The organism is Pseudomonas sp. GW456-L12 (genome assembly GCF_059424045.1).
On record NZ_JBWKZA010000041.1, the window covers coordinates 15,200 to 28,206 of the forward strand.

Here is a 13,007-nt window from a genome sequence, read left to right on the forward strand (position 1 = left end):
CGACCTGGGTCAGGGAAAGGAATTGGCCTGAATACTAAAGTATCTGTCCCGTTACGTCATGGGACTGGCGAGGGCGGGCAAGCATCATGGGCGCGCAGGCTACGCTGATCGGGATTAGCGGGAAGCCCTGGGACCTGATCATGCGAAGACCTGTGCCTGCCCATGAAAACAACAACAAAAGAGGTGCTGCATGCCCCAACTCGAACCTGACCTGCAATCGACGGCGCCACTCACCGCCGTGATCATCGGCAGCGGTTTTGCCGGCATCGGCATGGCCATCGCGCTGCGCAAGGCCGGCGTCACGGACTTCATCATTCTGGAAAAACAGCAGGATGTCGGCGGCGTCTGGCGGGACAACAGTTACCCGGGCGCTGCCTGCGATGTGCCGTCGCACCTGTATTCGTTTTCATTCGAACCCAACCCCGGCTGGACGCGGATGTTTGCCCCGCAAGCCGAAATACAGGGGTATCTGCAGCATTGCGTACGCAAGTATGAGGTGCAGCGGCACATCCGCTTCGGCGCTGAAGTGCGGGCGGCGCGATTCGACGAGGCCAGCGCGCAGTGGTGCATCACCGAAGTCGGTGGGCGGGAGCATCGCGCCGCCTTGCTGATCAGCGCCACTGGCCAGCTCAGCCGGCCGGCGCTGCCGACGGTCGAAGGCATGCAGGCGTTCAAGGGGCGTGTGTTCCATTCCGCAAGCTGGGATCACGGCTACTCGTTGGCGGGAAAACGGGTGGCGGTGATAGGAACGGGCGCTTCGGCGATCCAGTTCGTGCCGGCCATCGCCGACCCGGTGGCGCAGCTCAAGGTATTCCAGCGCTCGCCGGCCTACATCTTGCCCCGGCCCGATCGCGCCTACAGCGACGAAGAAAAGCAGCTGTTCGCCAGGAGGCCCTGGCGCATGGCGCTGCATCGTGCCGCCATTTATCTGCGCTACGAATCCAGGGCCCTGGGTTTTACCCGCTTCAAGGGGCTGATGAAGTGGGCGGTCGGCCTGCCGTTTCGCCGCTTGTTGAACCAGTCGGTCAGTGACCCGCAGTTGCGCCGGCAACTGATCCCGGATTACCCCATCGGCTGCAAGCGCATCCTGCTGTCCAGCGATTACCTCAAGACCCTGGCCCGGCCCAATGTGCAGTTGATCACCGAGGGTATCGGGCGCATCACCGAGCAGGGCATCGAGACGCTGGACGGCAAGCACCACCAGGTCGATACGATCATCTACGGCACGGGGTTCGCGGCGACGCAGTTCCTTGCACCGATGACGATCGTCGGGCACGGCGGGGTGGAGCTGCAGCATGCCTGGGAGCAGGGCGCACGCGCGTATCTGGGGCTGGCGGTGCCGGGCTTTCCCAACTTCTTCATGTTGTATGGCCCCAATACCAACCTGGGGCACAACTCGATCGTCTACATGCTGGAAAGCCAGATATCCCATGTCATGCGCTGCTGGCGCGCGATGCAGAAGGCTGCGGCCACCACCGTCGAGGTCGATGACCAGGCTGAGCAGCGTTTTCATCAACGGATCCAGCGCCGCCTGGCCGGCTCCGTGTGGAGCGCTTGCAAGAGTTGGTATGTCGATGCAGCGGGCAACAACAGCACCAACTGGCCGGGCTTCACCTTGTCCTATCGCTGGCTGACCCGTTATTCGGCATTGCGCGCCTATGGTTTTTCCAGGGCGTTGGCCAGCGAGTCGGGGCAGGTCTACGGGCGGGTGATTGCCGAGCCCCGCGATGGCCTCGAAGTCCTCAGTGCCGGTGTGTTGCGCCAACTCTTGCGGGTGAGCTTCCGGGCGCTGATCGGTCCGCCGCGAAGCATTGCCACCCAGCGGCGTATCGTCAACGGCCTGTCCTGGTTGATGCCGGGCTGCGCTGGCGTGACCCAGGCACGGGCGCAGGTCTCGGGCGTACCGCTGCGAATCCTGACCCCGGGCCATGCCGAGGCGGGTGGGGTGATTCTTTATCTGCATGGCGGTGCCTTCTGCCTGGGTGGCCCTGCCACTCACCGCAGCGTTACCAGCCGCCTGGCCCGGGACGCGGGGATGGCCGTCTGGGTCCCGGACTATCGGCTGGCGCCGGAACAGCCGTTTCCCGCGGCCCTGGAAGATGCGTTGGCCTGCTACCAGGCGATCCGGGCGCAAGGCTATCCGGCGCGGCAGATCCTGCTGGCCGGCGACTCCGCGGGTGGCTCTCTCGTCCTGGCCCTGGCGCTGACGCTGCAACAGCGGGGCGAGCCCTTTGCCGCGGGCCTGCTGCTGTTGTCTCCGGTGACGGATACGACGTTGAGCGGGCCGACCCTCATTACCCGCCAGTACGCCGATCCCATGCTGCGGCGCGATTGGCTCGAGCAAGGGCTGCGCGCCTATGCAGCGCCTGCCCAGAGCCCGTTGCACAGTCCATTGAGCGCCGACTTGCGCGGGCTGCCGCCGATGCTGATCCAGGTGGGCGACCAGGAACTGCTGCTGGCGGACGCCACACGCCTGGCCGAGCACGCGCTGCACTGCGGCGTGGCCTGTCGCCTGGAAGTGCATGCCGCGAGGTGGCATGTGTTTCAGTTGCAGGCGTTCTACTTGCGTTCGGCCAGGCAAGCCCTGCGTTCAGCGGCCCTGTTCGCTCGCCGCCGCCTGGACGATCGCGGCGAGCCTTGTGCCGACGCGGTCGCAGCAGCGGCGGTGGATGTCGCTGCCCTTGATGGGTAGGCAGGCTGTCTCGATCCGGCAAGGTTGTAGCGAGGATTTTCGGGCAAAAAAAAGCCGCCCAAGATGGCAGCGTTAAAGGAGAGCACGCGTTGCTGATAACGCGAGTATCGCCACGGGAAATGACCAAATGATGACAGCCCCCTTGCCGCCGAAAAACCTTTCGTTACCGGGCTGCGGCAGGGGCCGTCGCGGGTGGGCGCCAGTTGGGTTGCCGGGCGGATCAAGGCAGGCGGCTGTCATCTTGGCGTCATCGACGTCATGGCAAGATCGCCGCAAACCATCTTGAGTGCTCGACAGGCCGCGGCCTGCCGGTCGATGAACCTGCCAGGAATCCCCCCATGAAAGGCGACGCCTCTCTGTTCGCAGCCATTGATCTTGGGTCCAATGCGTTTCGCCTGATGATCGGCCAGCCGGTCCGGCGCAGCCAGGGGTTCATGATCCAGGAAGTGAAGACCCTGCGTGAGCCGGTGCGCTTGGCGGAGGGTTTTCAGGAGGGCACCCTGGACGAGCTGGCGCTGGACCGGGGCTGGCAGGCACTGGCGCGCTTTGGCAAGAAGCTGCGCGGTTTCGAGGCCGGGCGGGTGCGGGCGGTGGCCACCAGCGCCGTGCGCGAAGCCGACAATGCGCCGCTGTTCCTGGCCAGCGCGGAGCGCCACCTGGGGTTTCGCATCGATGTCATTTCCGGGCATGAAGAAGCGCGACTGGTGTATGCCGGCGTCGCCCATACCGTGCCGGGCAGCGAAAGCATGCGGCTGGTGGTGGACATCGGCGGCGGTTCCACCGAGTTGATCCTCGGGCAGGGCGCCCAGCCCTTGCTGACCGAGAGCATCGCCATTGGCAGCGGGAGCTTCGGCGCGCGCTACTTTCCGGGCGGCGTGGTCTCGGCTCATGCCCTGCAGGAAGCCGAACACCTGGCCAGCCTGAAGTTCGAGAAAGTCGCCCGGCGTTATCGCCAGCTCGGTTGGCAGCAGGTCATAGGCTCCTCGGGCACCGCCCGGTTCCTGGCCAAGGTGCTCAAGGCCAACGGCCTGAACGACTATGGCCAGGACGGCATCACCTACGGCGGGCTGTTGCGCCTGTCGTTGCGCCTGCTGGAGGCCGGGCATGTCAAGCGCCTGCGGCTGGCCGGATTGCAATCCCATCGCCTGGGCATCCTGCCCGGTGGCCTGGCGGTGATGCTGGCGGCGTTCAAGGTGTTTGGCGTCACCCATATGACGCCTTCCGAACCGGGGCTGCGCTTCGGCGTGCTGCATGGCCTGATATGTAATAACTGATGACCGGGCCATATCCGCACAAGCGGCTGGCCCTCCTCCAGCCAGTCGGGCTTCATGCCGGCCAACCCCTCCCAATCAAGCCTCCCCAGGCGGCCCCTCGGCGGCGGCGCCCGGCCCTGGGGGCTTTGTTCAGCTAGGCTGCTCTGGCGGCCACGAAGCGCCGGCCGTCTACACTTATCCGCAGGCCCCGCAGGGTTACGCCCTGGGCACATTCAACCGGTATCAACAAAAACAATAGTCTCGGGAGAAACCTGATGTTTACAGCACTGCGTCGATTCAGCCGCGGCATGGCCCTTGCCGCCAGCCTCGCCACGCTCACCCTCGCAACCCCGGCGTTTGCCCTGGATACGGTCAAGTTCATGGCCCCGGGCTCCGTGGGCGGCGGTTATGACCAGACCGCGCGGGTTTTGGGCAAGGCCCTGCTCGAGGCCGGCACGGCCAAGTCCGTGACCTTCGAGAACAAGGGCGGAGCCGGTGGCACCCTGGGGCTGGCGCAGTTCGCCAACAGCACCAAGGGCGACCCGAATGCGCTGCTGGTGGTGGGGGCGATCATGGTCACGGCGGTGGAGCAGAACAAGCCGCAGATCAGCCTCAAGGACGTGACGCCGATCGCCCGACTGTTCACCGAATACAACGTGCTGGCGGTGCGTGAGGATTCGCCCTACAAGACCCTCGAAGACCTGCTCAAGGACTTCAAGGCCAACCCGGCCAGCATCAAGTGGGGCGGCGGCTCCAAGGGTTCCATCGACCATATCGGCATCGCCGAGCTGGCGAGCAAGATGGACGTGCCAGTGAACAAGGTGAACTACGTCGCCTACGCCGGCGGCGGCGAAGTGGTGGCCGCGACCCTGGGCGGCCACATCACGGTGATCACCGGCGGTTATGCCGAGCTGGCCAAATACGTGCAGTCCAAGCAGTTCCGCCTGCTCGCCATCGGCGCTCCGGAGCGCGTTCCCGGCATCGATGCGCCGACCCTCAAGGAGAAGGGCTACGACGTGATCATCGGCAACTGGCGCGGTGTCTATGGCGCGGCCAATCTCAGCGCCGAGCAGCGCAAGCAAGTCACCGACGCAGTGCTGGCCGCCACCAACAGCAAGGTCTGGCAGGACAATGTGAAAGCCAACGCCTGGTCGCCGAGCGTCCTCACCGGTGACGAGTTCGGCCAGTTCGTCGACGAGGAACACCTGCGCCTGCGAGCGATGCTGGTCAAGGTCGGGCTGCTTTGAGATGGCCGGGCGCAGCAGGGTCGTACTGTCGCAGTTGGCGATTGGCCTGGGGCTGATCGCCATCAGCCTGGTGCTGGTCATCGGCGCCTTGCGCTTTCCGCCCGAGATGGGCTTCGTCATCCTCGGTGCCCATGTCTATCCCAGCGCGGTCGCCGCCTTCCTCGGCGCCGTGGGCCTGTTGCTGAGCTACCAGGCCTGTACCGGCGGTTTCCGCGAACTGGCCGCCCATGACGACGAAACCGCCCAGGCCCTGCCCGGTGGCAGGCTGGGCGTGGCCTGGGTCACCGCCGGCCTGGTGGCGCTGGCCGTGCTGATCGACCTGATCGGTTTCGTCCTGGCCGCCGGCTTGCTGTTCGCCTGCTCGGCACGGGGTTTCGGCAGCCGGCGTCCGCTGCGTGACCTGGCTATCGGCATCGCCCTGACCCTGCCGATCTACTGGCTGTTCAACGCCGGGCTGGGCGTGGCCCTGCCACCCCTGGTCAACGCCTGGATCTGAACCGGGCCGAAGGAGGTCACACGGTGGACATTCTCTTGAGCCTGGCGACAGGTTTCTCCGCGGCGCTGGCGCCGATCAATCTGCTCTGGGGGTTTATCGGCTGCCTGCTGGGCACGGCGATCGGCGTGTTGCCGGGGATCGGCCCGGCGCTGACCGTGGCGCTGCTGTTGCCGATCACCGCCAAGGTCGATCCCACCGGCGCGCTGATCATGTTCGCCGGCATCTATTACGGCGCGCAGTTCGGTGGTTCGACCACCTCGATCCTGCTCAATACCCCGGGCGAGTCGTCCTCGATGGTCACCGCCCTGGAGGGCAATCTCATGGCCCGCAACGGCCGCGCCGGGCCGGCCCTGGCCACCGCGGCGATCGGCTCGTTTTTCGCCGGGACCATCGCCACGGTGCTGCTGACCCTGTTCGCCCCCATCGTCGCCATGCTGGCGCTGAAGTTCGGCCCCGCGGAGTATTTCGCGATCCTGGTGCTGTCCTTCACCACGGTGTCGGCGGTGCTCGGCGCGTCCATGCTGCGCGGTTTCGCTTCCCTGGGAATCGGCCTGGGCATTGGCCTGATCGGCCTCGACTCGACCTCGGGCATTGCCCGCTACACCCTGGGCGTTCCCGAGCTGGTCGATGGCATCGAAGTGGTGCTGGTGGCGGTCGGCCTGTTTGCCGTGGGGGAGGCCTTGTACAGCCTGCTGTATCAGAAGGAGGAAGCGTCCGGCCGGCATCGCCTGACGTCCTTGTGGATGACCCGCGAGGACTGGAAACGCTCGATTCCCGCCTGGCTGCGCGGCACCCTGATCGGCTTTCCGTTCGGCTCGATCCCGGCCGGTGGCGCGGAAATCCCGACCTTCCTGTCCTATTCCACCGAACGCAAGCTGAGCAAGCACCCGCAAGACTTTGCCGCCAGCAAAGGGCCGGGCGCCATCGAAGGGGTGGCCGGCCCGGAAGCCGCCAACAACGCCAGCGCCACCGGTTCCCTGGTGCCGCTGCTGACCCTGGGCATTCCGACCTCCGCCACCGCGGCGATCCTCTTGGCGGCGTTCCAGAACTACAACCTGCAGCCGGGGCCGCTGCTGTTCCAGACCTCGGGTGAGCTGGTCTGGACCCTGGTGGCCTCGTTGTATATCGGTAACGTTATCCTGCTGGTATTGAACCTGCCGTTGGTCGGGCTCTGGGTGAAACTGCTGCAGATCCCGCGGCCGTACCTCAATGCCGGGATCCTGGTGTTCGCCTCCATCGGCGTGTATGGCATGCGCCATTCGTCCTTCGACCTGTTGCTGATGCTGGCGATCGGTTGGGGCGGGGTGCTGATGCGGCGTTTCGACTTCCCCGTCGCGCCAGTGATCGTCGGCATGCTGCTGGGGCCGATGGCGGAAAAACAACTGCGCAACGCCTTGTCCATCAGCCAGGGCGACTGGTCGATCTTCGTCACCCAACCCATCGCCGCGGCCTTCCTCGGCTTGACCCTGCTGGTGCTGGTGGTGCCCCACCTGCTGCACGCCCGGGGCATCAAATTGCACGAGGATGATTGAGCGGCGAGTGCGATGCGCCAGCCACCGCGGCGCGCCACTTCAGAACGTCATGGCGGGCCCCTAGGATAGGGGCTGCCAGGCGGTTTGCGTCCTGGTCCATTGCCTGCGACGGCGCCGATCCGGACACAGTGCCGAGGCACTGACCCGGCGAGCGGTGCTTTCTGCCCTTTCGATACGCAGCAAGTGAAGGCACAATGCGCATCCTTTTTTTGGCTGGCCTGGCCGGAGGCCTCGAAATGATCAAAACGCCGTACTACCTCATCGACAAACAGAAACTGCTCGGCAACATGGAGAAGATCGCCTACGTGCGCGAACAGTCCGGCGCCAAGGCTCTGCTGGCGCTCAAGTGCTTCGCCACCTGGTCGGTGTTCGACCTGATGCAGCAGTACATGGACGGCACCACCTCGTCGTCGCTGTACGAGCTCAAGCTCGGCCGGCAGAAGTTCGCCGGCGAGACCCATGCCTACAGCGTGGCCTGGGCCGACGACGAAATCGAAGAGATGCTCGACAACTGCGACAAGATCATCTTCAACTCCATCGGCCAGCTGCAGCGCTTCGCCGAGGCGTCCGCGGGCAAGGTCCGCGGTCTGCGGGTCAACCCCCAGGTGAGCAGTTCCGATTACCTGCTGGCCGACCCGGCGCGTCCGTTCAGCCGCCTGGGTGAATGGGACCCGGTGAAGGTCGAGGCGGTCATCGAGCAGATATCCGGCTTCATGTTCCACAACAACTGCGAGAACGCCGACTTCGGCCTGTTCGACCAGATGCTGGGCACCATCGAGGAACGCTTCGGCCACCTGCTGCACAAGGTCGAATGGGTCAGCCTCGGCGGCGGCATCCACTTCACTGGCGAAGGCTACGACCTGGACGCCTTCTGCGCGCGCCTCAAGGCGTTCTCCGAGCAGTACGGCGTGCAGGTCTACCTGGAGCCGGGCGAAGCGGCGATCACCCAGAGCGCGTCGCTGGAAGTCACCGTGCTCGACACCCTCTACAACGGCAAGCACCTGGCGGTGGTCGACAGCTCCATCGAAGCGCACATGCTCGATCTGCTGATCTATCGCCTGAACGCCAAGCTGGCGCCCAGCACGGGCGAACACACCTACATGGTGTGCGGCAAGTCTTGCCTGGCCGGAGACATCTTCGGCGAGTATCAATTCGATCGTCCGCTGACCATCGGCGATCGGCTGTCGTTCGTTGACGCGGCGGGTTACACCATGGTCAAGAAAAACTGGTTCAACGGCCTGAAAATGCCGTCCATCGTAGTGAAACAACTCGACGGTAGTGTCGAGGTGGTTCGTGAATTTGGGTTCGAAGACTACCTGTCCAGCCTCTCGTAAGCTGGCGGAAAGGAGAGATAAAGAAATTGAAGAAGAACGTTCTTATCATTGGTGCAGGAGGTGTCGCCAAGGTGGTGGCCCACAAGTGCGCGCAGCACAACGACGAACTCGGTCGTATTGCTATCGCGTCGCGCAACATCTCCAAATGCCAGGCCATCATCGACAGCGTCAAGGCCAAGGGCAGCCTCAAACAGCCCGCTGAAATCAAGGCCTATGCGCTCAACGCGCTGGATATCGAGGCGACCAAGGCGCTGATCCGCGAGACCGAATCGCAGATCGTCATCAACGTCGGCTCCGCCTTCCTCAACATGTCGGTGCTGCGTGCCTGCATCGATACCGGCGTGGCCTACCTGGACACCGCCATTCACGAAGAACCGGGCAAGATCTGCGAGACGCCGCCCTGGTATGGCAACTACGAGTGGAAACACCTCGAGGAATGCCAGCAGAAGAACGTCACCGCCATTCTTGGCGTGGGCTTCGATCCGGGCGTGGTCAACGCCTATGCGGCCCTGGCCAAGCAACAGTATTTCGACCGCATTGATTCGATCGATATTCTCGACGTCAATGCCGGTTCCCATGGCAAATATTTCGCCACCAATTTCGATCCGGAAATCAATTTCCGCGAATTCACCGGGCAGGTGTGGAGCTGGCAGGACAGCCAGTGGACCAGCAACACCATGTTCGAAGTCAAGCGTACCGACGACCTGCCGGTGGTCGGTTCGCAGAACCTGTACCTGACCGGTCACGATGAAGTGCACTCGCTGTCGAAGAACCTCGACGTGCCCAACGTGCGCTTCTGGATGAGCTTCGGCGAGCACTACATCAACGTGTTCACCGTGCTCAAGAACCTCGGCCTGCTCTCCGAGCAACCGGTCAAGACCGCCGAAGGCCTGGAAGTGGTGCCGCTGAAAGTGGTCAAGGCCGTGCTGCCGGACCCTGCCTCGCTGGCGCCGGGCTACACCGGCAAAACCTGCATCGGCGACCTGGTCAAGGGCACCAAGGATGGTCAGCCGCGCGAAGTGTTCATCTACAACGTGGCCTGCCACGAAGAAGCCTTTGCCGAAACCGACAGTCAGGGCATTTCCTACACCGCGGGCGTACCGCCGGTGGCCGCGGCCTTGCTGGTGGCCCGTGGCGAGTGGGACGTGCAGCGCATGGTCAACGTCGAGGAGCTGCCGGCCGAGCCGTTCCTCAAGGCGCTGGACCTGATGGGCCTGCCGACCCGGGTCAAGGACGAGCACGGCGACCGTCCGTGGAACTGATTCACCCCCCGCTGTAAAGAAACCAGGTGCGCATGGATGGCGTGCCTGGCTCTCGATTCCCGCTACTCCCTCCTGTCAAGACCACTGCCTCCTGCCTTCAATCCCAGGGGCGCCAGCGTATCCGAGCGACGCCAGAAGCAAGCCCGCATCGAGGGCGTGCGGCGCCTGACGACGGAAATCCCCATGCCAAAAAACAAACCGGGCACCGGGCTACCGGTGTGACGCTCGTCGGTTACCTGGAGGGAAATGACCCGTCAGCGATACTCAAATGTCGGGCGACCCCTCCAGAGGATGACCAGGATGAAGAAACAGAGCAGCGACGCCACGCCGGCAGAGCAGAGCGGTTGCGCTTCACAGCTGATAGACGGGCGCATCGAAGAGCTGGGCGACTGGCGCGGCGAGAGGCTGGCCCGGGTCCGGAGGCTGATCCGCCAGGCCGACCCGCAGGTGGTCGAGGAGTGGAAGTGGCGCGGGGTGCCGGTGTGGTCCCACGGCGGCATCCTCTGCACCGGCGAGACCTACAAGAACGTGGTGAAACTGACCTTCGCCAAGGGCGCCGCGCTGGACGATCCGGCAGGGCTGTTCAATGCCAGCCTCGAGGGCAATACCCGGCGGGCGATCGATCTGCATGAAGGTGACAAGCTTGACGAGGCCGCCTTGAAGGTGCTGATCCTGGCGGCCGTGGCGCTCAATAGCTCGCGCTGAGCGGGTGTGCCGGCCGGCAAAAAAGGGCCTATGTCAAGTCCTCGACACACACAGACTTGGACCATACACCTATACGGAACAGTAACTTAGGTCGGATCTTGCCACCTTCGAATCATGCACGTTTGTCCACCCGTTGGGGCCAGCCAATCGTTGACATACTCAACGAGGATCAGAGCGCTTTTTGATGGATTCGTCATGTTCCCGACTCCTGATCGAAAGGCTTGGGTTGATTGATCGCTTCGGCTAAGCGGCAGCGATCAGCGCTCCTTGTTGGCGCAGATGCGTTTGGAAACGATCGGCATAGTCTTCGACAACGGCATCCCTTACGCTGGAGCGCGCCTCAAGCGCCTCACGCCAAGCCGAAATGCGCGCAAGGCCGTCGAAAATCTGGTGGATGGTTTATCAAGCGGAAACAGCGGCAGAGGTTTCCCGCGTACCGCTGTTTGCACAGTCTGGATTGGACTGGTTCGTCGCCAAGTGCTGAGGCGGGCGTTCAGGACCTAATTAACTCAGCCCAGGCGATGTTGCATTCGCGCAATTCTTGAGCTGCGCGCTTAGCCATTCAGCAGGCGGCCGCCGTCAAGGACGATTTCAGAGCCGACTGTCCAGCGCGACTCGTCGGATGCCAGATACAGCACTGCTTTGGCCACCTCGTCGGAGGTACCGAAGCGCCCAAGCGGAATGGTTGCCGCGATCTCTTTGTTAAGCTGCTCGCGATAAGCTTCCGGAATACCGAGCTTGTCGTAAAGCGGAGTCTCGACGGGGCCAGGGCTCACTGCGTTGACACGGATGCCACGGCCCAGCAATTCGGTCGAGAGCGTCTTCGACATGTTCAGCAATGCGGCCTTCGTTGCGGCATACACGGACGAGCGATCTGCGCCTGCATGCGCGCTTACGGAAGTCGTCAACACTACGGAAGCAGGATTTGCGAAGACCGGCAACAGCGCCTGCATCAGGAAGTACGGCCCTTTGACGTTGATGTCGAAAGAGCGGTCGAACATATCTTCCGTCCATTCCTCAATGGGCAGCCAGACGGATACGCCGGCATTGAGGAAGGCAACGTCGAGTTGGCCGTAGTGTTCCTTGATGACGTGTGCCAGCTCCTTTTGTGCTGCAACGCTGGCCGAGTCGGCGCGCAGCACCGGCACTTCCGGGCCCAATTCGGCCTGGGCCTTTGCAATCGAATCGGGGTTGACACCCGTTACGATCACGCGAGCACCCTCCGCCAGGAACTGCTTTGCCGTTTCCAGCCCGATGCCACTGGTGCCGCCAGTGATGAGAGTACGTTTACCTTGCAAGCGCGACATTTGAATTCTCCGGTGAATGACGACCACTGCGGTCGACATGGAGAAATATGCGCTCATGCCCCGTATCGGATAAGACTGCCTGTTCGCATATAATTCATGCAAATCCAGCATGAATCGAGGCGGCGAAGTGGACCGATTTCTTTTGATGACATGCTTCGCGCGTGCTGTAGAAACTGGGAGCTTTTCGGCGGCAGGGCGCGATCTAGGGCTGGGGCAACCCAATGTAAGCCGCTATGTAGCGGCTCTGGAGGATCATTTGCAGACGCGCTTGCTCCACCGATCTACGCGCAAGCTGTCCTTGACGCCGGAGGGCGAACGCTACTATGCGGACATCCGGCGCATCCTGGATGCGGTGGATGAATCCGAATCGTCCTTCAGGAACAACGTCGAGCCATCGGGACTCTTGCGCGTAGCCTGTCCGACAGCTCTCGCACACGCGTTTGTGCTGCCGCATGTGCCGGCCTTTTTGGAGCGCTACCCTCAATTGACCTTGGATCTCCAACTCAACGATCGCTACGTAGACCTGGTCAATGAAGGCACCGAACTCGCCATTCGCATAGGACAGCTGGAGGACAGCACCTTGCGCGCCCGGCCTCTTGGACGGTACGACCGGGTCTTCGTCGCCAGCAAGGACTACTTGGCTAAACGCGGAGTTCCGCAGACCCCGGATGATCTACGCGACCACGATTGCATCATCTACACCTTACTGTCGTCCGGGGCGACCTGGCGGTTCCGGGACGCGGACATTCCGATTGCCGGCAGGCTCAGGGTCAACTCGCCCGACGCTGTGAGTGCGGCGGTCGCGGCAGGCCTGGGTGTGGCGCAAGGACCTGCGTGGCTGTTTGAGGGCGGGCTGAACAGCGGGAGATTACAGGTCATTCTCACCAACCATGCGGCTCCCCCTGTCCCCGTGCAGATGGTTTATGTTGCCAATAGATTGCTCCCCACACGGGCTATCGTGTTCATGGATTTTATGGCTGACGTGTTTTCAAAGATTCCAGCCTTGAACGGCAGTACCCCTGTGCCGACTCTATAAGACGAGACGATAAAACGTGACCTCTCACGCTCTTGCCTAACGCCACGCGACCGGAAGCCGGGTCAGGTTTCGGAAAGCACCGGCCTATGTTGAACTCGCCTAAGTGATTGATAAATCTGCTGTATCTGGCTTAGGCGCAGTCC

General features: G+C 63.2%; 10 protein-coding genes. 9 read left to right on the forward strand and 1 reads right to left on the reverse strand.

What is annotated here, in order from left to right:
- Positions 1 to 190: 190 nt before the first annotated feature.
- The 8 genes from AC07Y9_RS29425 (at position 191) to AC07Y9_RS29460 (ending at position 10,521) form a co-directional block, all read left to right on the forward strand.
- The gene (locus tag AC07Y9_RS29425) at positions 191 to 2,692 is read left to right on the forward strand and encodes a flavin-containing monooxygenase (protein ID WP_102681166.1); all 2,502 of its coding nucleotides are present in this window, start codon (positions 191 to 193) and stop codon (positions 2,690 to 2,692) included.
- A gap of 338 nt (positions 2,693 to 3,030) precedes the next feature.
- Positions 3,031 to 3,966, forward strand: coding sequence for a Ppx/GppA family phosphatase (locus tag AC07Y9_RS29430; RefSeq protein WP_102681165.1), 936 nt, complete (start codon positions 3,031 to 3,033; stop codon positions 3,964 to 3,966).
- 254 nt (positions 3,967 to 4,220) lie between these two features.
- Positions 4,221 to 5,192, forward strand: coding sequence for a Bug family tripartite tricarboxylate transporter substrate binding protein (locus AC07Y9_RS29435; protein WP_097136590.1), 972 nt, complete (start codon positions 4,221 to 4,223; stop codon positions 5,190 to 5,192).
- A 1-nt stretch (position 5,193) separates the two neighbouring features.
- Complete coding sequence (locus AC07Y9_RS29440) at positions 5,194 to 5,688, forward strand: tripartite tricarboxylate transporter TctB family protein (RefSeq protein WP_101337437.1); 495 nt, start codon at positions 5,194 to 5,196, stop codon at positions 5,686 to 5,688.
- Between the two features lie 23 nt (positions 5,689 to 5,711).
- Complete coding sequence (locus AC07Y9_RS29445) at positions 5,712 to 7,220, forward strand: tripartite tricarboxylate transporter permease (protein ID WP_053260512.1); 1,509 nt, start codon at positions 5,712 to 5,714, stop codon at positions 7,218 to 7,220.
- Positions 7,221 to 7,456: 236 nt separating this feature from the next.
- The gene (nspC, locus tag AC07Y9_RS29450) at positions 7,457 to 8,554 is read left to right on the forward strand and encodes a carboxynorspermidine decarboxylase (protein WP_062826180.1); all 1,098 of its coding nucleotides are present in this window, start codon (positions 7,457 to 7,459) and stop codon (positions 8,552 to 8,554) included.
- 26 nt (positions 8,555 to 8,580) lie between these two features.
- Positions 8,581 to 9,816, forward strand: coding sequence for a saccharopine dehydrogenase family protein (locus AC07Y9_RS29455; protein WP_062822877.1), 1,236 nt, complete (start codon positions 8,581 to 8,583; stop codon positions 9,814 to 9,816).
- 300 nt (positions 9,817 to 10,116) lie between these two features.
- Positions 10,117 to 10,521: a DUF1801 domain-containing protein gene (locus tag AC07Y9_RS29460; protein WP_102681164.1), complete on the forward strand. Its 405-nt coding sequence runs from the start codon at positions 10,117 to 10,119 to the stop codon at positions 10,519 to 10,521.
- 554 nt (positions 10,522 to 11,075) lie between these two features.
- Here AC07Y9_RS29460 and AC07Y9_RS29465 read toward each other — a convergent pair.
- A complete protein-coding gene (locus tag AC07Y9_RS29465; RefSeq protein WP_101339410.1) occupies positions 11,076 to 11,828 on the reverse strand; it encodes an SDR family oxidoreductase in 753 nt (250 codons plus the stop codon).
- A gap of 127 nt (positions 11,829 to 11,955) precedes the next feature.
- Between AC07Y9_RS29465 and AC07Y9_RS29470 the strand changes: the two genes are divergently transcribed.
- Entirely contained in the window at positions 11,956 to 12,864 is a 909-nt protein-coding gene (locus AC07Y9_RS29470; protein ID WP_102681174.1) for a LysR family transcriptional regulator, read from the forward strand.
- The last annotated feature ends 143 nt before the right edge of the window (positions 12,865 to 13,007 follow it).

Coding starts and splice junctions, on each gene's coding strand:
- AC07Y9_RS29425 (WP_102681166.1), top strand. CDS start 191: ATGCCCCAACTCGAACCTGACCTGCAATCGACGGCGCCACTCACCGCC.
- AC07Y9_RS29430 (WP_102681165.1), top strand. CDS start 3,031: ATGAAAGGCGACGCCTCTCTGTTCGCAGCCATTGATCTTGGGTCCAAT.
- AC07Y9_RS29435 (WP_097136590.1), top strand. CDS start 4,221: ATGTTTACAGCACTGCGTCGATTCAGCCGCGGCATGGCCCTTGCCGCC.
- AC07Y9_RS29440 (WP_101337437.1), top strand. CDS start 5,194: ATGGCCGGGCGCAGCAGGGTCGTACTGTCGCAGTTGGCGATTGGCCTG.
- nspC (WP_062826180.1), top strand. CDS start 7,457: ATGATCAAAACGCCGTACTACCTCATCGACAAACAGAAACTGCTCGGC.
- AC07Y9_RS29460 (WP_102681164.1), top strand. CDS start 10,117: ATGAAGAAACAGAGCAGCGACGCCACGCCGGCAGAGCAGAGCGGTTGC.
- AC07Y9_RS29465 (WP_101339410.1), bottom strand. CDS start 11,828: ATGTCGCGCTTGCAAGGTAAACGTACTCTCATCACTGGCGGCACCAGT.